This is a genomic window from Tepidiforma sp. (assembly GCF_026419595.1).
Taxonomy (GTDB): Bacteria; Chloroflexota; Dehalococcoidia; order Tepidiformales; family Tepidiformaceae; genus Tepidiforma.
This window is the reverse complement of sequence record NZ_JANZZD010000001.1, coordinates 198,961-221,674: the sequence shown is the minus strand read 5'-3', so window position 1 is coordinate 221,674 and position 22,714 is coordinate 198,961. Positions and strand designations below refer to the sequence as shown.

At 72.2% G+C, this 22,714-nt stretch carries 21 protein-coding genes; 15 read left to right on the top strand and 6 right to left on the bottom strand.

The annotated features are described in order from the left end of the window. The first annotated feature begins 29 nt into the window (after nucleotides 1–29). The 6 genes from hisH (at nucleotide 30) to N2041_RS01070 (ending at nucleotide 3,574) form a co-directional block, all read left to right on the top strand. Nucleotides 30–683: an imidazole glycerol phosphate synthase subunit HisH gene (gene hisH, locus N2041_RS01095; RefSeq protein ID WP_297674952.1), complete on the top strand. Its 654-nt coding sequence runs from the start codon at nucleotides 30–32 to the stop codon at nucleotides 681–683. Continuing rightward, on the top strand, nucleotides 680–1,405 hold the full coding sequence (hisA, locus tag N2041_RS01090; RefSeq protein ID WP_297674950.1) for a 1-(5-phosphoribosyl)-5-[(5-phosphoribosylamino)methylideneamino]imidazole-4-carboxamide isomerase: 726 nt from the start codon (nucleotides 680–682) through the stop codon (nucleotides 1,403–1,405). The genes hisH and hisA overlap by 4 nt, the downstream gene beginning before the upstream one ends. Before the next feature lie 62 nt (nucleotides 1,406–1,467). Continuing rightward, nucleotides 1,468–2,256, top strand: coding sequence for an imidazole glycerol phosphate synthase subunit HisF (hisF, locus tag N2041_RS01085; RefSeq protein ID WP_297674948.1), 789 nt, complete (start codon nucleotides 1,468–1,470; stop codon nucleotides 2,254–2,256). After that, nucleotides 2,253–2,600, top strand: coding sequence for a phosphoribosyl-AMP cyclohydrolase (gene hisI / locus N2041_RS01080; RefSeq protein ID WP_297674946.1), 348 nt, complete (start codon nucleotides 2,253–2,255; stop codon nucleotides 2,598–2,600). Before hisF ends, hisI begins: the two co-directional genes overlap by 4 nt. 11 nt (nucleotides 2,601–2,611) lie before the next feature. Next, a complete protein-coding gene (locus N2041_RS01075; protein WP_297674944.1) occupies nucleotides 2,612–2,833 on the top strand; it encodes a DUF2905 domain-containing protein in 222 nt (73 codons plus the stop codon). Between the two features lie 9 nt (nucleotides 2,834–2,842). Further along, entirely contained in the window at nucleotides 2,843–3,574 is a 732-nt protein-coding gene (locus tag N2041_RS01070; protein ID WP_297674942.1) for a dihydrofolate reductase family protein, read from the top strand. Here the strand turns inward: N2041_RS01070 and N2041_RS01065 are convergent. Continuing rightward, entirely contained in the window at nucleotides 3,571–4,833 is a 1,263-nt protein-coding gene (locus N2041_RS01065) for an SLC13 family permease (RefSeq protein WP_297674940.1), read from the bottom strand. The genes N2041_RS01070 and N2041_RS01065 overlap by 4 nt on opposite strands. A 142-nt stretch (nucleotides 4,834–4,975) precedes the next feature. On the opposite strand from N2041_RS01065, the gene uvrA reads away from it, so the two are divergent. From uvrA to N2041_RS01040, 5 genes are all read left to right on the top strand, one after another. Next, complete coding sequence (uvrA, locus tag N2041_RS01060; protein WP_297674938.1) at nucleotides 4,976–8,116, top strand: excinuclease ABC subunit UvrA; 3,141 nt, start codon at nucleotides 4,976–4,978, stop codon at nucleotides 8,114–8,116. A gap of 70 nt (nucleotides 8,117–8,186) precedes the next feature. After that, complete coding sequence (locus tag N2041_RS01055) at nucleotides 8,187–9,005, top strand: hypothetical protein (protein WP_297674936.1); 819 nt, start codon at nucleotides 8,187–8,189, stop codon at nucleotides 9,003–9,005. Continuing rightward, on the top strand, nucleotides 9,002–9,685 hold the full coding sequence (locus tag N2041_RS01050; RefSeq protein ID WP_297674934.1) for a hypothetical protein: 684 nt from the start codon (nucleotides 9,002–9,004) through the stop codon (nucleotides 9,683–9,685). Before N2041_RS01055 ends, N2041_RS01050 begins: the two co-directional genes overlap by 4 nt. A gap of 195 nt (nucleotides 9,686–9,880) precedes the next feature. Next, a complete protein-coding gene (locus N2041_RS01045) occupies nucleotides 9,881–10,687 on the top strand; it encodes a hypothetical protein (protein WP_297674932.1) in 807 nt (268 codons plus the stop codon). Next, a complete protein-coding gene (locus tag N2041_RS01040) occupies nucleotides 10,684–11,337 on the top strand; it encodes a hypothetical protein (RefSeq protein ID WP_270057048.1) in 654 nt (217 codons plus the stop codon). The genes N2041_RS01045 and N2041_RS01040 overlap by 4 nt, the downstream gene beginning before the upstream one ends. On the opposite strand, the gene N2041_RS01035 is transcribed toward N2041_RS01040, so the two are convergent. Beyond that, complete coding sequence (locus N2041_RS01035; RefSeq protein ID WP_297674927.1) at nucleotides 11,331–12,260, bottom strand: alpha/beta fold hydrolase; 930 nt, start codon at nucleotides 12,258–12,260, stop codon at nucleotides 11,331–11,333. The two genes, N2041_RS01040 and N2041_RS01035, sit on opposite strands and share 7 nt — an antisense overlap. Before the next feature lie 320 nt (nucleotides 12,261–12,580). On the opposite strand from N2041_RS01035, the gene N2041_RS01030 reads away from it, so the two are divergent. Together N2041_RS01030 and N2041_RS01025 are read left to right on the top strand one after the other, a co-directional pair. Next, nucleotides 12,581–13,570: an acryloyl-CoA reductase gene (locus N2041_RS01030; protein WP_297674925.1), complete on the top strand. Its 990-nt coding sequence runs from the start codon at nucleotides 12,581–12,583 to the stop codon at nucleotides 13,568–13,570. A 53-nt stretch (nucleotides 13,571–13,623) separates the two neighbouring features. Further along, nucleotides 13,624–15,117, top strand: a complete 1,494-nt coding sequence (locus N2041_RS01025; protein ID WP_297674923.1) for a pyruvate kinase — start codon at nucleotides 13,624–13,626, stop codon at nucleotides 15,115–15,117. Between the two features lie 131 nt (nucleotides 15,118–15,248). Here N2041_RS01025 and N2041_RS01020 read toward each other — a convergent pair whose 3' ends face one another. Both N2041_RS01020 and N2041_RS01015 read right to left on the bottom strand, forming a co-directional pair. Then, complete coding sequence (locus N2041_RS01020; protein ID WP_297674920.1) at nucleotides 15,249–16,388, bottom strand: glycosyltransferase family 1 protein; 1,140 nt, start codon at nucleotides 16,386–16,388, stop codon at nucleotides 15,249–15,251. Continuing rightward, nucleotides 16,385–17,695, bottom strand: coding sequence for a nucleotide sugar dehydrogenase (locus N2041_RS01015; protein ID WP_297674918.1), 1,311 nt, complete (start codon nucleotides 17,693–17,695; stop codon nucleotides 16,385–16,387). Before N2041_RS01015 ends, N2041_RS01020 begins: the two co-directional genes overlap by 4 nt. A 131-nt stretch (nucleotides 17,696–17,826) precedes the next feature. Here N2041_RS01015 and N2041_RS01010 point away from each other — a divergent pair, with 131 nt between their 5' ends. Further along, entirely contained in the window at nucleotides 17,827–18,888 is a 1,062-nt protein-coding gene (locus N2041_RS01010; RefSeq protein ID WP_297674917.1) for a glycosyltransferase family 4 protein, read from the top strand. Here the strand turns inward: N2041_RS01010 and N2041_RS01005 are convergent. Further along, the gene (locus N2041_RS01005) at nucleotides 18,813–19,754 is read right to left on the bottom strand and encodes a hypothetical protein (RefSeq protein WP_297674915.1); all 942 of its coding nucleotides are present in this window, start codon (nucleotides 19,752–19,754) and stop codon (nucleotides 18,813–18,815) included. The two genes, N2041_RS01010 and N2041_RS01005, sit on opposite strands and share 76 nt — an antisense overlap. Then, entirely contained in the window at nucleotides 19,751–21,655 is a 1,905-nt protein-coding gene (locus tag N2041_RS01000; protein ID WP_297674912.1) for a hypothetical protein, read from the bottom strand. The genes N2041_RS01005 and N2041_RS01000 overlap by 4 nt, the downstream gene beginning before the upstream one ends. A gap of 139 nt (nucleotides 21,656–21,794) precedes the next feature. Between N2041_RS01000 and N2041_RS00995 the strand changes: the two genes are divergently transcribed. Next, complete coding sequence (locus N2041_RS00995) at nucleotides 21,795–22,709, top strand: carbohydrate ABC transporter permease (RefSeq protein WP_297674910.1); 915 nt, start codon at nucleotides 21,795–21,797, stop codon at nucleotides 22,707–22,709. Nucleotides 22,710–22,714: the final 5 nt, after the last annotated feature.

The following is a 22,714-nucleotide window of genomic DNA, read 5'->3' as shown; positions in this document are numbered from 1 at the left end:
GGCCGCACCCTCCGTGATACACTCGCCCCATGCGAGACCGTGTGGTCGTCATCGATTACGACGCCGGCAACCTCCGGAGCGTCGCCCGCGCCCTCGCCCACGTCGGCGCCGACCCGTACGTCTCGGCCGAGCCGGCCGATATCGCGGCCGCCGGCGCGCTCGTCCTGCCGGGCGTCGGCGCCGCCGCCGATACGATGCGCAACCTCCGCGAGCGGGGCCTCATCGAACCGATCCGTGAGTACATCGCCGCCGGCCGCCCGTTCCTCGGCGTCTGCATGGGGCTCCAGGCGCTCCTCGAACGCTCCGAAGAAGGCGACCAGGAGTGCCTCGGCGTCCTCCCCGGCGAGGTCCGCCGCTTCCCGGCCGCGCCCGGCCTCAAAGTCCCCCACATGGGCTGGAACACCGTCGAATGGCGGTTCGACCACCCGGTGACCGAGGGCATCCCCTCCGGCAGCTACTTCTACTTCGTCCACTCCTACCACCCCACCACGCCCGACCCCGCGCTCGTCCTCGGCGAGACCGAGTACGAGGTCCGCTTCCCCTCTGTTCTCGCTCGTGGCTACCTCGTGGCCACGCAGTGCCACCCCGAGAAGAGCGGCCGCGATGGGCTCCGCTTCTACGCCAACTTCGTCCGCTGGGCGCGCGAAGGGGCGCCCATGCCCGCCGCCGCTGCCGCGCCGTGACCTTCGAAGTCATCCCCGCCATCGACCTCCGCGGCGGCCGCTGCGTCCGCCTCCGCCAGGGCGACTACGCCCGCGAAACCGCCTACAGCGACGACCCGGCGGCCGTCGCACGCCAGTGGGAGGCCGAAGGCGCGCCCCGCCTCCACGTGGTCGACCTCGACGGTGCCCGCGAAGGCCGCCCGGTCAATACCGCGGTCATCGAGGCCATCTGCCGCGCCGTGTCCATCCCCGTCGAGGTCTCCGGCGGCATCCGCACGCTCGAGGCGATCGAGGCCGCCCTCGCCCGCGGCGCCGACCGTGTCCAGCTCGGCTCCATCGCCGTCAAAGACCCGGCCCTCGCCCGCGAAGCCATCCGCCGATTCGGCCCCGCCATCGTCATCAGCATCGACGCCCGCGACGGCGAGGTCCGCACCGATGGGTGGCTACACGGTAGCAACATCCGCGCGCTCGACCTGGCCCGCGACCTCGACGCCGCCGGCGTCGCCCGCATCATGTTCACCGACATCTCGCGCGATGGCACCCTCTCAGAACCCAACTTCCAGGCCTACCGCGACCTCGTCGCCGCGGTCCGCTGCCCCGTCATCGCCTCCGGTGGCATCTCCGCCCTCGACCACCTCCGCGAGCTCGCCGCCATCGGCTGCGAAGGCGCCATCGTCGGCACGTCGCTCTACGAGCGCCGCTTCACTCTCGCCGAGGCGCTCGCCGCGGTGGCTGCGGTGTAGCTACATCCCGGGAGACTGACGCCCGGTCGACAGCGCCCGCCGCCAAACCCGACAATCGAACCATGCTCACCCGGCGCATCATCCCCTGCTTCGACGTCGACCGCGGCCGCGTCGTCAAAGGCGTCTCCTTCGTCCAGCTCCGCGACGCCGGCGATCCCGTCGAACTCGCCCGCCGCTACGAAGAGGCCGGCGCCGATGAGCTCGTCTTTCTCGACATCACCGCCTCGGCCGAAGACCGCGCCACCACCTACGACATGGTCGCCGCGACCGCGGAGCAGGTGTTCATCCCCTTCACCGTCGGCGGCGGCATCCGCACCACGGCCGACATGAAGATCATGCTCGAGCTCGGCGCTGAGAAGGTCAGCATCAACACCGCCGCCATCCAGGACCCCGACCTCATCAACAGCGGCGCCGACCGCTTCGGCAGCCAGTGCATCGTCGTCGCCATCGACGCCCGCCGGGTCGAAGGCGTCCCGGGCACGTGGGAGGTCTACTCCCACGGTGGCCGCATGCCCACCGGCCTCGATGCCGTCGAGTGGGCCGTCGAAGCCGCCCGCCGCGGCGCGGGCGAACTCCTCGTCACCAGCATGGACACCGATGGCCACCAGCAGGGCTACGACGTCGAGCTCCTCCGCGCCATCTCCGACGCCGTCCCCGTCCCGGTCATCGCCTCGGGCGGCGCTGGCGGCCCCGAACACATGGCCGCCGCCCTCACCGACGGCCGCGCCGATGCCGTCCTCGCCGCGAGCATCTTTCACTTCGGCACCTACTCCATCCGCCAGGTGAAGGAGCACCTCGCCGCGCGCGGCATCCCCGTCCGCCCGGTCCCGCCCGTGGGGGACGCGCCGTGAGCGAGGCCGGCCGCCTCACCTTCGGCCCCGACGGCCTCGTGCCCGCCGTCGTCCAGGACGCCGATACCGGCGAGGTCCTCATCCTCGCCTACATGAACGCCGAAGCGCTCCGCCGCACCCTCGAGACCGGCCTCGTCACCTTCTGGAGCCGCTCCCGCGGCCAGCTCTGGCAGAAGGGCGAAACCAGCGGCAACACCCTCGCCCTCGTCTCCATCGCCAAGAACTGCGAGGCGAACTCGCTCCTCGTCAAAGCCCGGCCCGCCGGCCCCGCCTGCCACACCGGCCACACTTCCTGCTACTACCGCCCGCTCGACCCCGCCGCCGACCTCGACCCCGCGCCCTGAGCGACTCCCCGATGGACCCGCGCAGCCTCGGCCTCGTCATCGTCATCCTCGGTGTGCTGCTCATCGTCATCGGCGGCCTCGTCGCCGTCGGCGCCTTCGGCTGGTTCGGCCGCCTCCCCGGCGACATCCGCATCGAAACCGGCTCCACGCGCATCTACATCCCCATCACCACCATGCTCCTCCTCTCGCTCGGCCTCTCGCTCCTCGCCGCCATCTTCCGCCGCTTCCAGTAGCATCGACGCATGCCCAAGCCCGATTACACCGTCCTCGAATTCCCGCCGCCGCCGGAAGGCCGCCCCTACGTCATCATCAATATGGTCATGTCCGTCGACGGCAAAATCGTCGTCGACGGCACCGAACAGGGCCTCGGTTCGAAGGTCGACCAGCGCCTCATGCGCGAACTCCGCGTCCACGCCGACGTCGTCCTCAACGGCGCGAACACCCTCCGCATCAGCGGCTCGTCCTCCCGCCTCGGCGACCCGCTGCTCGAACAGGTCCGTGCCGCCCGGGGCCGGGAGGGCCTGCCCGTCGCCGCGACCATCACCGCCTCGGGCGACCTCCCCCTCGACCGAGTCTTTTTCACTGCCAGCGATTTCGACGCCGTCGTCTACGTCGCTCGCGGCGCCCCCGCTGCGAAGGTCGCGGCCATCCGCGCCACCGGCCGCCAGGTCGTCATCCTCCCGAAGCGGAACGATCTCGCCGCGATGCTCCGCCACATGCGCCACGACCTCGGCGCTGCGCTCCTCCTCTGCGAAGGCGGCCCCACGGTCAACGCCGGCCTCTTCGCCATCGGCGCGGTCGATGAGCTGTTCATCACCATCGGCCCCCGCATCGTCGCCGGCCGCGACACGCTCACCCCGGTCGAAGGCGAACGGCCGTTCACCCGCCGCACCATGAAGCAGCTCGAACTCGTCTCTGCCGTGCCCAACGAAGAGACCGGCGAGCTCTACTGCCGCTACCGGGTTCGCCGCTAGCCTGCGCTGAGCGCGGCCGTCCCCGCCGCCACCGCCGCCGCGACTGCCGCCAGCGTCGGCCAGAAGGCCCGCCGCGCGTACCGCCCCGGCCCGTAGTCCGCCCCGTGCTGCCGCGCCAGGCTCAGCCAGAACACCGTGCTGAGCGACCCCACGACGGTGAAGTTCGCCCCGATCGTCGCCCCGATGAGCGTGCCGACGACGAGCGCCTCGTGGTCGCCCGGCCGCGAGCCGATGGTCGCCGCCAGCAGCAGCGCGGCCGGCCAGTTGTTCATCAGGTTCGCGAGCACCGCCGCGGCCAGCGCGCCCCCGGCGACCGTCACGAGCGCCGGCCGCGCCTCCAGCCAGCCGAGCAGCCCCGCCAGCCAGTCCAGCGCGCCGGCCGCGACCACGCTTTCGACCAGCAGCAGGAGCCCGGCCACGAACACCAGCACCCCCGGCGCGACGTGCCGCCGGTACTGGTTCCCGTCGATCGGCCCGCCGAGCCCCGCTGCCAGCGCCATCGCTGCCCCGCCCGCCAGCGTCACCGCCCCGAGCGGGAAATCCAACACGCCCGCCGTCACGTAGGCCGCCGCCAGCCCCGCCACGACTGCCAGCGCAGGCCCCGCCGGCCGCGCCACCGCCAGCCGCCGCGGCGCGCCCGCGTCGTCGGCCCGGCCCGTCCCGGACCGCCGCCACGTGACGAGCGCCATCGCGGCCGTCCCGGCCAGCGCCGCCGGCGTCACCAGCCGCAGGTACCCCCCGAACTCCAGCTCGAACCGCTCGAAGAACAGCAGGTTCACCGGGTTGCTCACCGGCAGCAGGAGGCTCGCCCCGTCCGCGATGAACGTCGCCGCGAAGGCCGCATCCGTGGTCGACCGCGCCCCGGCCGCGCCGGCCGCGAAGATCGCCGGCGTCAGCACCAGCGGCGTCGCGTCGTTCGAAAGCACCGCCGTGACCGCCGCGCCCGTGAGCAGCACGATGCCCACCCGGCCCCGGGCCGTCCCGCGCGCCGCCAGCAGCGCCGCGACCCGCGCGTACAGGCCAGCCGCCTCCGCCCCCGCCGCGATGAGCATCAGCCCGAGGAAGAACGCGAGAATGTTCGCCGCATCCGCCACCACCTCGGCACCGCCCCGGAGCCCGAGCGGCCCCAGCGCCCACGCGGCCAGTCCTCCAGCCGCCGCCACCTGCCAGTCCCGCGCGCCGAACGGCCGCAGGTAGAGCGCCGCCACCGTCGCCAAGAGCACGGCCCCCAGCAGCAGCGCCTGCACGCCGCGTAGCATCGCCCCGCCAACGCTTCCGCGCACCAGCCCGGCACTTGAACAAACGTTCGCCTCTCCGCTACCATCCCGAAGTCCCCGCGGGCGCTACACTCGATCCCGGGCGCCCCGCGCCACCCGAGCCCTCTCCCCCGAAAGGCCGACCGTGCCACTCGACCACATCGTCGTCCGCGGCGCTCGCGAACATAACCTCAAGAACATCGACGTCCGCATCCCCCGCGACAAACTCGTCGTCATCACCGGCCTCTCCGGCTCCGGCAAATCCTCCCTCGCCTTCGACACCATCTACGCCGAAGGCCAGCGCCGCTACGTCGAATCCCTCTCCGCCTACGCCCGCCAGTTCCTCGGCCTCATGGAGAAGCCCGATGTCGACCACATCGACGGCCTCTCGCCCGCCATCTCCATCGACCAGAAATCCACCTCCAACAACCCCCGCTCCACCGTCGGCACGGTCACCGAAATCTACGACTACATGCGTCTCCTCTGGGCCCGCGCCGGCCGGCCCCACTGCCCCGCCTGCGGCCGCCCCATCGAGCGCCAGACCGTCCAGCAGATCGTCGATGCCACCCTCGCCTACCCGCCCGGCGCCCGCCTCCTCCTCCTCGCACCCGTCGCCCGCGCGAAGAAAGGCGAGCACACCGGCATCTTCGATGAAGCCCGCCGCGCCGGCTTCGTCCGCGTCCGCGTCGATGGACAGGTCTACGACATCGAAGAAGTCCCCGCCCTCGACAAGAAGAAGCGCCACGACATCGACGTCGTCGTCGACCGCCTCGTCGTCCCCGAGCCCGGCAGCGACCCGGCCGCCGCCAGCCGCATCGCCGATTCCGTCGAACAGGCGCTCAAGGTCGGGCAGGGCGTCATGATCGTCGCCTCCGCCCGCGGCACTCCCGCCGGCGCACCCGAACCGCCCGCTGAGCGCATCTTCTCCGAGCATTTCGCCTGCCCCTACGACGGCACCTCCATCGGCGAAATCGAGCCCCGCACCTTCTCCTTCAACAGTCCCCACGGCGCCTGCCCCCGCTGCACCGGCCTTGGCGTCGAAATGCAGATCGACCCCGCGCTCGTCATCCCCGACCGCACGAAGTCCATCGCCGAGGGCGCCGTCGAGCCGTGGTCGAAATCCCCCAGCATCGCCGGCTGGTACCTCCGCCAGCTCGAAGCCGTCGCCGAAGACCAGGGCTTCACCATCCACACTCCCATCAGCGAGCTCACCGAATCCCAGCTCCACGCCCTCCTCTACGGCACCGGCGACCGCCTCCTCCGCCTCCGCTTCACCAACCAGTACGGCCGCACGCAGGTCTACGACACCCGCTACGAAGGCGTCATCCCCAACCTCCAGCGCCGCTACAAAGAAACCGACTCCGACTACGTCCGGCAGGACATCGAGAAGTACATGGCGGCCATTCCCTGCCCCGAGTGCCGCGGCCGCCGGCTCCGCCCCGAGGCGCTGGCTGTGCTCATCGACGGCCGCCCCATCGCCGACGTCAGCGCGATGAGCATCGCCGAGGCGCGCGCCTGGTTCGACCGCCTCGCCGGCCCCGAAACCCCGCTCTCGCCGCGCGAACAGGCCATCGCCGTCCAGGTCCTCAAGGAAATCCGCTCCCGGCTCGAATTCCTCGTCGACGTCGGCCTCGATTACCTCACCCTCGACCGCGTCTCCGGCACCCTCTCCGGCGGCGAATCCCAGCGCATCCGCCTCGCCACCCAGATCGGCTCCGCCCTCATGGGCGTCCTTTACATCTGCGACGAGCCCTCCATCGGCCTCCACCCCGTCGATGGAGACCGCCTCATCCGCACGCTCGAACGCCTCCGCGACCTCGGCAACACGGTCCTCGTCGTCGAACACGACGAAGCGATGATGCGTGCCGCCGACTGGATCATCGACATGGGCCCCGGTGCCGGCATCCACGGCGGCCGCGTCGTGGCCGAGGGGCCGCTCCCAGCCATCCTCGACCACCCTGAGAGCATCACCGGCGCCTACCTCTCCGGTCGCCGCCAAATCCCCGTCCCGCCGCAGCGCCGCCCTGGCAATGGCAAAACGATTCGCATCGTCGGCGCCCGCGAAAACAACCTCCGCAACATCACCGTCGACATCCCCCTCGGCAGGCTCGTCGCCGTCACCGGCGTCTCCGGCTCCGGCAAATCCTCTCTCATCACCGACATCCTCGTGCCCCGCGCCCTCCAGGTCCTCCACGGAGCACGCCAGCGCCCCGGCGCCCACGACACCATCGAGGGCCTCGAGCACATCGACAAGGTCGTCGATATCGACCAGTCCCCCATCGGCCGCACTCCCCGCTCCAACCCCGCCACCTACACCGGCGCCTTCACCCTCATCCGCGAGCTCCTCGCCTCCGTCCCCGAAGCCCGCGCCCGCGGCTACAAGGCCGGCCGCTTCTCCTTCAACGTCAAAGGCGGCCGCTGCGAAGAGTGCGCCGGAGACGGCTACAAAATCGTCGAAATGCAGTTCCTCCCCGATGTCACCGTCCCCTGCGAGGCCTGCCACGGCAGGCGCTACAACCGCGAGGCGCTCGAAATCACCTTCCGCGGCAAGAACATCGCCGAGGTCCTCGACATGACCGTCTCCGAGGCGGTCGAATTCTTCGAACGGTTCCCCCGCATCAAGCGCATCCTCGACACCCTCGAAGCCACTGGCCTCGGCTACATCAAGATCGGCCAGCCCGCCACCACCCTCTCCGGCGGCGAAGCCCAGCGCATCAAACTCGCCAGCGAGCTCTCCCGCCGCTCCACCGGCCGCACCCTTTACGTCCTCGACGAACCGACGACCGGCCTCAGCTTCCAGGACGTCGCCCACCTCCTCGATGTCCTCCACCGCCTGGTCGATGCTGGCAACACCGTCGTCGTCATTGAACACCACCTCGATGTCATCAAGTCCGCCGACCACATCATCGACCTCGGCCCCCTCGGCGGGGACCGCGGCGGCCAGGTCGTCGTCACCGGCACCCCGGAGGAAGTCGCCCGCTGCGAAGCGAGCTTCACCGGGCGCTACCTCCGGCCGATCCTCGAAGCCGCCGGCACACTCGGCCCGGCGCACGCCCTCGACGGCCGTGCCCACGCAGCAGAGCCGCTGGCCGGCAGCCATGCCGGCGCCGACGCTGTCGCCCGCCGGGCCGCTGCCGCCGCCGCCCGCATCGACGCCCGCGCCTCACGGGAGGCGGCTTCCGAAGCCGCGCCCTCGGCTGCGCCGAAACGGCGTGCTCGGCCGCGCGAGGAGACCGCATCCGAGCGGGAGCTCCGCGAGAAGCGCGCTGCTGACCCCGCCGGCTGACCGCCGCTCCGGTGTTGACGCCCCCCCCCCGCCTGCTACGCTTCTCGATATCCCGAAGAGGAGGAGTGGCATGACGATGTCGCGTGCACGCGTCGTCATGGGAGCGGCGCTCGTCGCCCTCGTGCTCGGAGCGGCGGGCTTCGCGCTTGGCCGCCAGGTCGGCGGGGAGGAGGGCTCGCCGCCCGCTGCCGCAGCGGGGACGCCTTCCGCCCCAGCCGCGACCCCGGCAGCCGCCGCCCCAACCGCGACCCCGGCCGGCGGTGTCGACCCGTACACCGGCCTGCCGCTCGAGCCGGACACGACCAAACCGCTGTGGTACGTGCCGTACTCCGAAGCGGAGTCCCGGCTGCCGCTCTTCGAAGGAACGCTCGCCGGGGTCCGTATCGAGCCGTCCCCGGCCGACGGAGTCGATGGCGCCAGCTCCCGCATCGCGCCGTGCGCATCGTATCTCCCGCCCGGTTCGCGCTCGCTGGCTGATATCGCGGATTCGCCGGTCGCTATCCGCACGCCCGGGATTCCGGGCGTCGTCGCGCAGCCGGGCGAGGTTCGCGTCGTGGCGTGCGCTGACGGGCGAGCGGTCGCGGCCGAGGCCACCTTCTCCTTGCTGCCCCACCCCGGTGGCGCTCCGCGCGGTGGGGACCTCTGGGTCTTTCGCTACCTTGCAGGCGACCCGTCGAAGCCCGTCGCCCACGTCCAGCTCCGCGCTCCCCGCGTCCGCGAAGCCCGGGTTGGCGGCGGCCCCGCAGTTCTGGCGGTGCCGCCGCTTCCCCGTATCGGATTCGGCCCCGGTGCCGTGGTCGCCGTCCCGGATGGTGTCGTGACGGTCATCACCAGCCAGGGTTTGACTGAGGAGGCCCTCCTCGCCGCCGCCGAGGAGCTCCTGAAATGAACCCGCGGGTGCTCGTGTACGCGGTCGCCCTCGCTGGCGGGTTCTGGCTCGGCCATCTCCCGCTCGTCCTGGACCGGCCGCCGGCCCCGGCTGCAGCCGCATCGGAATCAGTCACCCTGCGAATCCATCCGGGCCCAGAGCAGTCGTTCGCTGCGTTGACCTGCTCGTGGCATGCCGCCTGCACGAACCCCCCATCCGCGGGCTCGGCGCTCGACTGGGCCAACGGACACGACAGCTGGGCGCCCGACCGCCCGATCCTTTGGCGGTCACGCGGGTTCAGGTCAAACCCTGATCAGTTTGGAGCCATCGCCACCGGACAAATCATCCAGGCCGACGGGGTTTGTGCCGCGCTTCGCGTTGCGGTTGTCGACGTATTCGGATTCTCGAAAGGCTACATCAGCTACGTCCATTCTCGAACGTGGACGCCCGGCTGGCAGTTCTCGATCAACGGGTCGTCTTCCTGGCAATGGTCGATTGAACAGATCGGGTTTAGCTGGTCGACCGAGTTTCCCTCGTGCGTCGCTGGCGGGTACTGGACCGGGCAACACCTCCACCAGGACAGGGACGTGACCGGCTGGTGGGCGGTGAACTGGGCAAGTTTCACTAGCGCCGGTGTGAGTTACGCCATCTCATCCCCAGAAAACTGGCAGTACCAGCAATCGTGGACCTGGAGCTACTAACCCCGCCGTCCTGCCAGCAGGTCGCCGCACCACGCCGTCGCCGCCGAGTTGAGCGCGTGCACCGCCTCCCGCTGCACGAAGTGCCCGCAGCCCCCCAGCGGGTGCGGCGCCTTCGCGAAGCGCGCTGGCGGCCCGCCGGTGTTGACGCCCCCCCCGCCTGCTACGCTTCTCGATATCCCGAAGAGGAGGAGTGGCATGACGATGTTGCGTGCACGCGTCGTCATCGGAGCGGCGCTCGTCGCCCTCGTGTTGGGAGCGGCGGGCTTCGCGCTTGGCCGCCAAATTGGCGGGGAGGAGGGCTCACCGCCCGCGGCCGCTGCGGGGACGCCTGCCGCCCCAACCTCGACCCCGACAGCCGCCGCCCCAACCGCGACCCCAACGGCTGCCGTTGACCCGCATACCGGGCTCTCGCTCGACCCGGACACGAGCAAGCCATGGTGGGCGATTCCTTACCACGAGGCGGACCTCCGGCTGCCGCGGTTCGATGGAGTGATCGCCGGGGTCCACATCGGCCCCGGTGCAGGGGACTTCTACGACCCGACGGCGTGGTGCGACGACCCCGCCTGGTACTCCGAGCTCTCCGTCACGCGCGGGAGCCGGGTCGAGCTCCCGCTGGTCCATCCGATCCCGGGCGGGTTGCCTCCCCACGCCATCTACGTGCTCTCCTGCAGCGGCCGCGGCCCGGTCGGCGCGAGTGCGTCGTACTCCCTGCCGGTCATCCCCGGGTTGGCCCCGTTTGGTGGAGCGTTGTCGGTCAACCGGGTGGTGGTCGACCGGGAGCCGCCTGCGGTGTCGCTGCACCTGCCCGCGCCCCGGGTGCGCGAGATGGAGGTGGCGGGTGCCCCTGCGGCGGTAGCGGTCCCCATCCTGCCGGACCTCGGCGTCGGCATCACCGCGCTGGTCACCTATCGCGATGGCGTGCTCACGTGGATGCAGGGCAACATGCCGCTGCCGCTCTTGCTCCAGTTCGCCGAGGCGATCTTCGGGGAGACCCGGCCGTGACCCGCTTACTCGCCCTGCTCACCTTCACCGCCGGGTTCATCGCAGGATTCGCCACCTCACTGCCTGGCCCCCGCCAGGCCGCGGCCGTCACCGAATACCTCACACTCCGGGTTCACCCCGGTCCGGAGGCCCGGTTCGCCGCCCTCAACTGCAGCTGGCACGAAACGTGTTTGAACCCGCCGACGCCTGGCAACGCACTCGACTGGGCGAACGGACACCAGTCGTGGGCGCCCAACCGTCCCATCTTCTGGCGCTCGTACGGCTACCGCTCCGGCGGAACCGGCACCATCGCCAGGGCGCAGATCCTGCAGAACGACACGGGGCACTGCTCTCGCGTCACGCTTCGCGTCTTCGACGCCTTCGACTTTCCGAAGGGCGATATCCATTACGTCCACAGCCGGACGTGGACGCCGGAGTGGTGGGTGTACGCCAGCGGGAGCCCGTCCTGGTCCTTCAGCAAGGCGGAAGTCGGCTTCTCCGTCGCGCAAGAGAAGAGCGCGTCCTGTCCCTGGGCCGGCCAGCACCTGCATCAAGGGGCGGAACCATCGTTCTGGTCCGCCAACTGGACGAACTTCGGGAGCCTCGGCACCTACGACATCGAGAACACGGCAAACTGGCAGTACCAGCAATCCTGGACCTGGAACTACTGACGCCGCCGTCCCGCCAGCAGGTCGCCGCACCACGCCGTCACCGCCGAGTTGAGTGCGTGCGCCGCTTCCCACTGTACGAAGTGCCCGCAGTCCCGCAGCAGGAACGGCCCGGCGTGGTTCGGGAACACCGCCGCCGCCATCCGGTCGAAATCCGGGTAGATGACGTGGTCGCTCGGCCCGAACAGCACCAGTGTCGGCGTGGGGTTCGGGCACGCCATCGCCGGCGGCTCGCTCCGCGCCTCCTCGCTGAAGGCCGACTCGTACGCCCCGAAGCTCGCCCGCAGTTTGGCCCCGTCTGCGAACGGCTCCGTCATGAACTCCACCGCCTCCGGCGTGAACGCCCCCGGGTGTGCCCAGAACCGCGACGTGTAGAACGTCGCGATGTACCGCCGCCGCATCTCCGGCGTCGCCAGCTCCGCGGCCAGCCCGTCCGCGTCCGTCCCCTGCCGCACGAAGTAATCCGAGGCCTCCCGCGGCGGCCGCGTCCGCAGCCCCGCCATCCGCTCGCGGTCGTACGGCAGCGGCGAATTGAACAGCACCATCCGCTCGACGAACCCCGGGAACCGGAGCGAAAGGTCCTGGATGACCGGCCCGCCGAGGTCGCCGCCCACCGCCACCACCCGCTCGTGCCCGAGATGTTCGCGCACCAGCGCGTACAGGTCCCGCGCGTGCGAGGGCACATCGTGGAATCCGTCCGGCCCCACGTCCGAATCGCCGAACCCGCGCAGGTCCGGCGCGATCACCTCGAAGCCGGCCGCCGCCAGCGGCGCGATGTTTCGCCACCAGATCCGCTTCGTCTCCGGCCAGCCGTGGACCAGCAGAAGCGGCACGCCGCCCGCCCCCTCCCGCACGTATGCCTGCTCGAACCCCCGCGGCGATGCCCGCTCCACCCGGAACCGGTCCGCCCGCAGCTCATCCGTCATCGAAGGTTCCTCCAGTCACCGCAGCTCCCGCGCAGTCTACCGGTTGGAGGTTGGAGGTTGGAGGTTGGAGGTTGGAGGTTGGAGGTTGGAGGTTATTCTCCCTCCCCGCCTCCCGGTTCCCGGCTCCCGCCTCCCGGTTCCCGCCTCCCGCCTCCCGGTTCCCGCCTCCCGCCTCCCGGTTCCCGCCTCCCGCCCCAGCTCCCAACTCCCAGCTGCCAACTCCCAACTCCCAACTCCCAACTCCGAACTCCTCTCCCCCTTGCCCCTCCCGCCCCGCTCCCCCACCCTTCCCCTCACACCACCCGCCCGAGGTGCACCCCATGGCCTACCGCGCGCTCGTCGTCGATAAGCAGGGCGACGCCTTCTCTGTCGCCGTCCGCGACCTCTCCGAGGCCGACCTCCCGCCCGGCGACGTCACCATCCGCGTCCACTGGAGCTCCATCAACTACAAGGACGGCCTCGCCCTCTCGCCCGGCGGCCGCGTCATCCGCTCCTACCCCATGGTTCCTGGCGTCGACCTCGCCGGCGTCGTCCTCGAATCGAAGGACATCCGCTTCGCGCCGGGGCAGGAGGTCATCGTCACCGGCTACGACGTCGGCGTCAGCCACCCCGGCGGCTTCGCCGAACTCGCCCGTGTCCCCGGCGACTGGGTCATGCCGCTGCCCGCCGGCCTCACCCTGAAAGAGGCGATGGCCATCGGCACCGCCGGCCTCACCGCCGCGCTCTCCCTCGAAGCGCTCGAGCACAACGGCCTCCGCCCCGCGAACGGCACGGTCATCGTCACCGGCGCCACCGGCGGCGTCGGCTCCACCGCCGTTGCGATGCTCGCCCAGGCTGGCTACACCGTCGCCGCCAGCACCGGCAAAGCCTCCGAACATGCCTACCTCCGCGACCTCGGCGCCTCCGAAATCCTCTCCCGAGAAGAAGTCAGCGCCGAGAGCTCCCGTCCGCTCGAATCCGAGCGCTGGGCCGGCGCCGTCGACCCCGTCGGCGGCAGCACCACCGCCTACCTCATCCGCACGATGAAGTACGGCGCCAGCATCGCCCTCTCCGGCCTCACCGGCGGCAATGCCATCGCCACCACCGTCTACCCCTTCATCCTGCGCAACGTGAACCTCCTCGGCATCGACTCGGTGTTCACGCCGATGGAGAAGCGGCAGCGCACCTGGCAGCGGCTCGCCACCGACCTCAAACCCCGCGGCCTGCTCGATTCCATCGCCGTCGAAACCGACCTCGAGGGCGTGCCCGCCGTCTGCGCCGATATCCTCCAGGGCAAGGTCCGCGGCCGAACCCTCGTTCGACTCGCCTGAATTACATCCCGCGTTAACGGGGCGTTTGCCGCGCCTGCGGCACGATCGACCGGATGGAGCGCGACGAACTCCTCCGGCGCATCCGCGAGCTGCAGGACGAAGCCGCCCGCGCGGCATCCCGCGTTCCGCCGGCGCTCTCCGGCGACGCCGCCCTCAGCGCGTCGAACCTGCTCGCCTACCGCGCCCTCCGCACACGCGACATCGCCGCCGTGCAGGTCGCGCTTGCCGATATCGGCCTCAGCTCGCTCGGCCGCCTCGAACCGAACGTCCTCGATTCCCTCGAGCACGTCCGGGCGTGGCTGAGCGGCACCGAACCCCGCTGCGTCGCGCCCTCCCGCGAACAGGCCCTTCGCCTCCAGGAGCAGCGCGCGGCGCGCCTCTTCGGCCGCCCCCGCCCGGGCCGCGCGACCCGCATCATGGTCACGCTCGACCACACCGTCGCCGACCCCGTCCTCGAGGCGATGCACCTCCTCCGCGCCGGCATGGACGTCGCCCGCATCAACGCCGCCCACGGCCGCGCGGCCGACTGGCACGCCCTCGCCGAATCCGTCCGCCACGCCGAACTCGAACTCGAGCGGCAGGGCACGCCCCCGCCGCGCCGCTGCCACATCCTTTTCGACCTCTCCGGGCCGCGGCTCCGCATCGCCCCGTTCGAAGGCGAGCTCCGCCTCGGCGCAGGCGACCGGCTTCGGCTCCTGCGCTCTGAAACGCCGGCCCCCGGCGGGTTCGCCGCCGGCGTCCCCGCCGTACCCTGCAGCCACCCCGCCGCCCTCGAAGCGGTCGCGCCCGGTCAGCCCGTCGCCATCGACGACGGCAAGTTCGCCGGCCGGGTCGTCGCCGTCGGGTCCGATGCCGTCGAGATCCTCCTCGAAGCGCCCGCCGGCCGGCCGCGCCGCCTCCGCCCGGAGAAGGGCCTCAACTTCCCCGGCCTCGCGCTCCCGCTCCCGGCGCTCACCCCCGCCGACGTCGCCAGCCTCGATGTCGCCGCGCCATTCGCCGACATGTTCGGCCTGTCGTTCGTCCACGGCCCGGCCGATGTTGCCCGCCTCGCCGCGGAACTCGACGCCCGCGGCCTCCACGGCCGCGGCATCGTCGCCAAGATCGAGACCCGCGCCGCTGCCCACCGCCTCACGCCGATTCTCCTCGAGGGGCTCCGCCATCCCGCCTTCGGCGTCATGATCGCCCGCGGCGACCTCGCCATCGAAGTCGGCTGGGACGACCTCGCGCTCTACCAGGACGCCATCCTCTGCCTCGCCGAAGCCGCCCACCTGCCCGTCATCTGGGCCACCCAGGTGCTCGAAACGCTCGCCCGCCACGGCATGCCGGCCCGCCCCGAGATCACCGACGCGGCGGCGGCGACCCGCGCCGATTGCGTCATGCTCAACAAGGGCCCCCATGTCGCCGCCGCCGTCAGCTTCCTCGACCGCCTCCTCACGGCCGAGCACCGGAACCGCGAGAAGAAGCGCGAACTCTTCCGCGACTTCATCGCGCTCGAAGACGACGGCGCCGCCGAACCGGCACCCCCGCCCGTCTTCCACGGGTGTTAATTTCGACACCCGATGATCCGGGCATGAAGGTCATCGCCGCGCTGCTCGTGGCCTCCGGGTTCGCCTGGCTCGTCGCGCTCCTCAGCGACGCCTCCGAGCTCCTCGCGCCCGCCTCGCCCGACTGACGCCCCTCACTTCGCGAACGAACGGGGCACGTCGACCGGCCCCGGTGCGTTCCCCGGCGCGAGCAGTTCGACAAGCCGCAGCACCAGCGCCTCCCACGAAAACCGCCGCGCATACTCCGAGGCCGCCAGCCCCATCGAACGCCGCATCGGCTCGTCCTCGATGAGCCGCCGCACGGCCGCGGCCAGCGCTCCCGGGCGCCCTGGCGCGACGTGCAGGCCGCACACCCCGGCCGGCACCAGCTCCGCCGTCGCCGAACCCGTCACGACTACCGGCGGCACCCCGCTCGCCATCGCCTGCAGCACGACCTGCCCGAACGTATCTGTCGCGCTCGGGAAGACGAACACGTCCGCTGAGGCGAACGCTTCCGCCAGGTCGATGCCCCGCAAGTAGCCCGTGAAGACGGCCGGCCGGCCCGCGAACAGCGCTTCGAGCCGCCCCCGCTCCGGCCCGTCGCCGACGAGCGCCAGGCGCGCGCCGGGGTTCCCGTCGAGCACCTCCGCCAGCTGCTCGATCCGCTTCTCCTTCGCCAGCCGGCCCACGTACAGCACCAGCGGCTTCCCGGGTTCCCCGCCGGTCAGCCGCTCCCGCACCGCTGCGCTCCGCCGTCCCGGGTGGAACAGCGCCGTGTCCACGCCGCGCCCCCACACTTCGAGCCGCGGGAACCCGAGCGCCGCCAGCTCGTCCTGCACGAACCGCGTCGGACAGAGCGTCCGCACCGACCGTTCCGCCATCCGCCGCAGCAGCCACGTCGCCGGCCCGACGAACCGGTGCATGCCGTACGTCCGCAGGTACCGCGGAATGTCCGTCGTGTAGATGTTCAGGAGGGGCGTGCCCCGGCGCAGCGCCAGCGCTGCGGTCGCCCCGATCGGTCCCGGCGTCAGCACGATCGCCCCGTCCCAGCGCGCCCGTGCGATGCGTACCACCCGGTCGAACTCCCACCCGAGCCGCAGCTCGGGGTAGAGCGGCGCCGGCAGCGACCGGATCCGTGCGGTCCGCGCGCCCTCGACGCATGCCGGCCCCGGCGCCGGCGCCACCACCCGCGCCGTGTGCCCGAGCTGGCCGAGCACCCGCGCGATCGTCGCTGCCGTGTCCGAAACCCCGTCGATTTTCGGCGGGAACGAATCCGTCGCGAGGAGCACCCTCACCGCTCGGCCCCTTCGCCCGCCCGCGCCGCCACCCGCGGGCAGCGGTTCGTCGCGAAGCCGGCCGCCGACCACGCCGCGTGGTCGAGCGCCCCCGGCGCATCGAACGCGACCAGCCGCCGCATGAGCCCCGCGGCTGCCGCCGGGTCGATCGCCCGCACCCAGTCGGCCCGGTGCGCCGCCACGACGGCGTCCGCCCCGTCCAGCGCGGCCGGCAGCGTCCCGGGGCACTCCAGCCCTTCCGCCGTCCGTACCAGCGGGTCGAACCCCCGCACCTCCGCGTCCCGCGCCCGGAGCGCCCGCGCCAGCTCCAGCGAAGGCGAGGCGCGCAGGTCGTCCGTCCCCGGCTTGAACGCCAGCCCGAGCAGCGCGACCCTGCGTCCTTCGAGCCCGCCGAGCGCCTGCGCGAGCCAGTCCGCCGCGCGCTCCACCCGCTGCGCGTTCACCCGGATGGTCGCCCGCAGCTGGTGCAGCTCGATGCCCCGCGACGCCGCGACGTACTCCAGCGCCGCCGTGTCCTTCGGCAGGCAGTGGCCGCCGAACCCGAGCCCCGGCCCGAGGTACGCGTCCCGCCCGATGCGCCGGTCTGCCTTCAGCACCTCGAACAGCCGGTCGGTATCGGCCCCGAAGCAGGCCGCGAGGTCCGCCATCTCGTTGGCGAAGCTCACTGCCGTCGCGAGGTACGCGTTCGCCGCGTACTTCGCCAGCTCTGCCGTCACCCGGTCCATCCGGTACACCGGCGCCGATATGTCCGCGAACAGGCGCGCCACCCGCTCGCCGGCCGCTGCGTCGTTCGCGCCGATCGCCACCCGGTCCGGCTCGCGGAAGTCCTCCCACGCCCGGCCCTCGCGCAGGAACTCGGGCACGTGCACCACCGCGAGGTCCCGCCGCCCTGCCGCCCGCAGCGCCGCCTCCAGCCGGTCGCCCGTCCCCGGTGGCACCGTCGACCGCGTCACCACCACCCCGCCCCGCGCCGTCACCCGTGCCGCGAACTCGGCGGCCGCGAACAGCTGGCGCAGGTCCGGCTCGCCGCCCGGCAGGGGCGGCGTATCGACGCAGAGGAACGTAACGTCGTAGTCGCCCGGCGCCACCGCCCGCTCGAACCGCAGCCGCCGCAGCCGCAAGGCGCTCTTCAGCGCCGCCCGCAGCCCCGGCTCCGCTTCGCGCAGCCGGCCCGCCCGCAGCTCCTCCACCCGCTCCGCGTTCGTATCGACGCCCGTGACGTCGTGCAGCAGATGCGCCAGTCCGATCGCTGTCACCGCCCCAATCCGCCCCACCCCAATCACCAGGACCCGTTCGCCAGTCACCATGGGTGCTCCTGTTTCGGTTCCTTCAGGAGTACCTCGCGCCGGTTGTCGCGCCATTCACGCCCCGCGAACGGACCGTTAAGGAATCGACGCCCCGGATCCATCCGTTCACGTTCGCCCGCTTCACTCGCGCCGTGATCCTGTTCATCACCCGCAAGTACCCGCCCGCCATCGGCGGCATGGAGGAGTTTTCCCGCCAGCTCACGGGCCACTTCCCCCGCCCGGCCGAGGTGTGCGCGCTCCGCCGCGGCCAGCGCTGGCTCCCGCTCTTCACCGCCGCCGCCGCGTGGCGCGCCTTCAGCCTCCGCGGCCGCGCCGATGCCATTCACCTCGGCGACGGCCTGCTCGCGCTCGCCGCGCCGCTCTTCGAGGTGCTCGCCGCCGCGCCCGCCGTCGTCACGGTCCACGGCCAGGACGTCACCCGCCCCTTCCCGGGCTACGGCGCGCTCGTCCGCTCGGCGCTCCGCTGGCTCGGCCCCCGCCGCGTCGTCGCCGTCAGCAGGTACACCGCCGACGAAGTGGAAGCCCGCTGCGGGTTCCGCCCCCGCGTCATCCTGAACGGTGTCGATGCGGGCCGCTTCGCCCGCATCCGCCGCGCCCCCGACCCGGCCGCGGCGCGCGCCGCCCTCGGCCTCCCGCCAGCCGGGCCGCTGCTCGTCACCACCGGCCGGCTCGTCGAACGGAAGGGCGCCGCCTGGTTCGCGGCAGAGGTGCTGCCCCTCCTGCCGCCCGCCGTCACCTTCGCCGTCGTCGGCGAAGGCCCCGAAGCGCCGCGCCTCCGGGCCATCGCCAGCCGCGAGCCCAGGCTCCGCCTCCTCGGCCCGCTCCCGCCCGGCCGCCTCGATGCGCTCTACGCCTGCGCCGACCTCTTCGTCGCGCCGAACGTCCCCGTCCCCGGCCGTCCGGAAGGGTTCGGCATCGCCCCCGCGGAGGCCGCGGCCGCGGGCCTGCCGGTCCTCGTCGCCGCCCTCGAAGGGCTCGTCGATATGGCCCGCCTCTGCGGTGCGCGGCTGGTGCCGCCCGCCGACCCAGCAGCCTGGGCGCGCGCCGTCGCCGAAGAGCTCGCTGCGCCGCCCCGGCCCCGGCCCCGCGTCCGCTCGTGGGCCGACGTCGCCGCCGATTACGCCCGCCTGTTCGATGCCGTCGCGGCCGAGTGGCGCCGCGAAGCTCCCCGCGCCAGCCAGCCCGCCCCGTAGGCGCCCGCCAGCAGGACGGCATCGACCAGCACCGCCGTTGCCCGCGCGACCACGGCGACCGTCAGCGCGGCCGGCGCACCGAGCGTCCCGCCGAGCAGCGCCACGATGAGGCTCTCCCGGACGCCCGCTCCCGAAGGCGCGAACGGCGTCACGTAGCCCGCCAGGCTCGCCAGCGAAAAGACGAGCACGCCTTCCTCCCACCGCCCCAGCGGCCACGGGCTCACCACGACGGCGGTGACGTGGAACGCCAGCCCGGCGAGGAACGCCGCAGCCGTATACGCGGCGAACCCCGCGGCGACATGGCGCGGCGCGACCGCCGCCCCTTCCCGCTCGCCCCGCGGCCCGAACCGCCCGCTCACCCGCCGCACCAGGCCGGGCCGCGCTCCCGCCGCGGCGAGCGCCAGCGCGCAGCCGGCTGCCGGCGCCGCCGCCCACAGCCACTCCGCGCCGTAGGCCGGTACTGCCAGCGCCGCCGGCACCGCGATGCCGGCCGCCAGCGAGAGCACCTGGTCGACCCACAGGAGCGCGGCCGCGGCAGGTACTGCCATCCCCGCGTCCCGCAGCGCGAGGTATTTGCCCGCCGGTCCCGTCGGCGGCCCCGGCACGTACCGCGCCGCCCAGCCGTGCGCGAACGACCGCAGCCACGTCCACCGCTCGCCCGCCGGCCAGTGGCCGCGCCCGATCGCCCGCCACCCTGCCGCAAGCAGCGCCACCTGCGCCACCATCAGCAGCGCCGCCCACCCGAGCGCATCCAGCGCCCAGCCCCGGTGGCTCTGCGCGATCTCCCGCGCCGCCACGACGGCCGCGAATCCCAGCGCCCCGACCGCCGCAGCCCGCAGCAGCAGCGCCGCCGTCCGCAGCGTCACCGCGCCGCCGCCGCCAGCCGCTCCCGCTCCGCCGCGCGCTCGAGCACCGCCACCGCGAAGACCCCCACCTCCACCCGTCCGCCAGGCGCTTCGCGGCCGTCGCCCTCCACCCGCGGCCGGCTCCCTCGCCCGCCCCGCACCTCCGCCCGCAGCGGGGCGTCCCCGTAGTTCACGAGGTGCACCTCCAGCCCGCGTTCGCTCTCCCACAGGTGGACGTAGCCCGGCCCGGAAAGCTCCACCTGCACCGGGTTCATCGCTGCGAGCAGCCGGGCCGCGTCTTCCCGCATCGGCACCCGCTCGAAACGCCCGCCGAACACCAGCCGGAACAGCAGGTCCAGCCGGTCCACGAAGCGCCGCACGTGCACCCGGCTGTAGTACCCATCGACCACGCGCGGCCCGAGCACCCGGACCACCGGCTCCAGCGGCCCGCCGAACCAGCGGAACGGCCGCGCCCGCGGCATCCGCAGCCCCAGTTCGCCGAACCGCATCACCCGGCCGCCGAACCACGCCGGCGGGTCCGCGCTCGCCGGCACCAGCAGGCAGCCGAGGTCGCACGGCTCGTTCCGCTCCCCGATCACCCGGAACGGGATGCCCGCCCCGACGAGCGCCTGGATGACTGCGAGGTAATCGTCGCCGCTCCCCGGGTAGAGGTCGCCGCCCCAGCCGACGGCGTCCGGCACGTAGACCCCCACCCGCGCCGCCTCCCGCCGTTCGCCGCCGCGCAGCAGCGCCGCGTACGCCGCAACGACCCGGCCGAACGCCTCCAGCCGCCGGTCGTCGGTGCCGGGCTGCAGCAGCGACCACTTCCCGTCGCGGATGTATTCCGCTGCCCGCAGCACCGGCGTTCCCCCGGCCGCGAAGCCCTCCGCCGCGACCCGCGCGAACACCGCCGCCGCCGGCGGCCCGTCCACCCCGATGCCGCGCTCGTAGGCGATGCTCAGGGCCGGCGCGCCGGGCCGCAGCGCACGCAGCAGCCCGTAGGTCCCCGCGTTCTGCACCAGCCGGGAGCCGTCGCACCGCGGCGATTGCAGGTTCTCGACGAACAGCCAGTCCATGAACGACGCGATCGCCGGCAGGTCCGCGCCGAACACGTTGAACGTGTTCACGTTTACCCCGCCCACCGTGTTCGTCACGAACTTCGTCCCCGGGTAGGCAAGCCGCACCTCCTCTACGATGCCCCGCAGGAACCGCGTCAGCGTCTCCGCCCGCCAGCGCGCGAACCGCCGCGCCGCCTCGTCCCGCGCCGGCCGGAACAGCCGCGGCAGTTCCAGCGGCGCCAGCCCCTGCCGCTCCTGCCACGCCGCGAACCGCTCCCGGCACCGCCCGCACGCGCACCCGGCGAACGCCGTGTAGTCGCGCGAGAGCGGAATCGGCATCCCCCCGAACGCGCAGTTGTCGAAGAACAGCACGTCAGCGCCACGCCGGCAGGCGTCCATGCACCGCTCGAACACCCATTCCCGCCACTCGGGGTCGTTCAGGCAGGTGAAGAACCGCCCGTTGTAGTACGGGATGCGCTTCCCCTTCGGCGTCACCGCATACCATGCCTTCAGCGCGAACGACCCCGAAGCCGCCGCATTCGACGGCTGGATGTACGCCGCCGCCTGCATCCCGAGGTCGTGGCAGGTGCGCGCCGCCCGCTCGAACGCTCGCCAGTCCTCCGCCTCGAGCTCGGGCGGCAGCCCCCAGTTGTAGCTGAGGAACACGCACGTCACGCCCGCCCGGTCACGCAGCCAGCGCAGCCGCTCCGGCTCGTACGCCCGCAGGTAGGCCTCGCCGTCCACTGGCCGCCCGAACCCCTTCAGCCGGTGGATGACCATGCTGCCGTTGCCCGCCCAGTAGTAGGCCGGGACGATGACGCCCGGCTCGCGCCCGCTGCTCCGTTCGCTGCGTTCGAATGCCATGCCCGCCAGCGTCCGACCCGCCCGTTTGCATTCGATTGTCGAACGATGAACAGGACGTAAAGGCGTCCCTCGAAACTGATCGCGATTCGTTTACCGGCCGTTCCATCACGGTTAAACCCGCCGGAAGACCATCCCGCTCATGGCTCACGCAGCGGCACACCCCCGCGCTTCGGGGCGGATTCAGCGCCTGTTTCCGTACCTCCTCTTCATCCTCTTCATCGCGCCGAACATCGCGCTTCTGGTTCTCTTCACCTACCGTCCGCTCGTCGAAAGCATCCGCCTTTCGTTCTACGACTGGGATCTCATCTCGCCGCAGAAGACGTGGGTCGGCTTCGAAAACTACACGGACTATTTTGCCGACCCGACGTCGCGCTACATCATCCGTAATACCCTCGTCTTCACCGCCGCAACCGTCGGTTCGACGATGGCGATCGGTCTCGGCCTCGCCCTCCTCCTCAATCTCCGCCTCCGCGGCCGCAACGCTGCCCGCACCGTCCTCTTCGCGCCCTACGTGCTGGGCGGCGCCGCCATCGGCATCATCTGGCTCTTCATCTTCGACCCCCGCTTCGGCCTCGTCTCCGCCCTCCTCGGCCGCCTCGGCCTCCCCTCGCCCAACTGGTACAACGACCCGAACTGGGCCATGCCGATGGTCATCATCGTTTACACGTGGAAGAACCTCGGCTACGCCACCGTCATCTACCTCGCCGGCCTCCAGACCATCCCCCGCGAACTCTACGAAGCCGCCCGCGTCGACGGTGCCGGCCCATGGCCCCGCTTCTGGCACGTCACGCTCCCCCAGCTCTCGCCCATGACCTTCTTCCTCCTCGTCACCACGATGCTCAGCTCCATGCAGGCCTTCGACATCATCAGCGTCATGACGGCCGGCGGCCCGCTCGATGCCACCAAGACCATGGTCTACCAGGTCTACGAAGAAGCCTTCGTCCGCTTCCGCGTCGGCGACGCCTCCACCGTCGCGACCGTGCTCTTCTTCATCCTCCTCGGCGTGACGCTCCTCCAGGTCCGCTTCCTCGAGCGTCGCGTCAACTACGGGTGACCCTC

Bases quoted from the DNA above. Each gene is read 5' to 3' on its own strand.
- hisH (WP_297674952.1), top strand. From the start codon at position 30: ATGCGAGACCGTGTGGTCGTCATCGATTACGACGCCGGCAACCTCCGG.
- hisF (WP_297674948.1), top strand. From the start codon at position 1,468: ATGCTCACCCGGCGCATCATCCCCTGCTTCGACGTCGACCGCGGCCGC.
- N2041_RS01075 (WP_297674944.1), top strand. From the start codon at position 2,612: ATGGACCCGCGCAGCCTCGGCCTCGTCATCGTCATCCTCGGTGTGCTG.
- N2041_RS01070 (WP_297674942.1), top strand. From the start codon at position 2,843: ATGCCCAAGCCCGATTACACCGTCCTCGAATTCCCGCCGCCGCCGGAA.
- N2041_RS01065 (WP_297674940.1), bottom strand. From the start codon at position 4,833: ATGCTACGCGGCGTGCAGGCGCTGCTGCTGGGGGCCGTGCTCTTGGCG.
- N2041_RS01055 (WP_297674936.1), top strand. From the start codon at position 8,187: ATGACGATGTCGCGTGCACGCGTCGTCATGGGAGCGGCGCTCGTCGCC.
- N2041_RS01050 (WP_297674934.1), top strand. From the start codon at position 9,002: ATGAACCCGCGGGTGCTCGTGTACGCGGTCGCCCTCGCTGGCGGGTTC.
- N2041_RS01045 (WP_297674932.1), top strand. From the start codon at position 9,881: ATGACGATGTTGCGTGCACGCGTCGTCATCGGAGCGGCGCTCGTCGCC.
- N2041_RS01035 (WP_297674927.1), bottom strand. From the start codon at position 12,260: ATGACGGATGAGCTGCGGGCGGACCGGTTCCGGGTGGAGCGGGCATCG.
- N2041_RS01030 (WP_297674925.1), top strand. From the start codon at position 12,581: ATGGCCTACCGCGCGCTCGTCGTCGATAAGCAGGGCGACGCCTTCTCT.
- N2041_RS01025 (WP_297674923.1), top strand. From the start codon at position 13,624: ATGGAGCGCGACGAACTCCTCCGGCGCATCCGCGAGCTGCAGGACGAA.
- N2041_RS01015 (WP_297674918.1), bottom strand. From the start codon at position 17,695: ATGGTGACTGGCGAACGGGTCCTGGTGATTGGGGTGGGGCGGATTGGG.
- N2041_RS01000 (WP_297674912.1), bottom strand. From the start codon at position 21,655: ATGGCATTCGAACGCAGCGAACGGAGCAGCGGGCGCGAGCCGGGCGTC.
- N2041_RS00995 (WP_297674910.1), top strand. From the start codon at position 21,795: ATGGCTCACGCAGCGGCACACCCCCGCGCTTCGGGGCGGATTCAGCGC.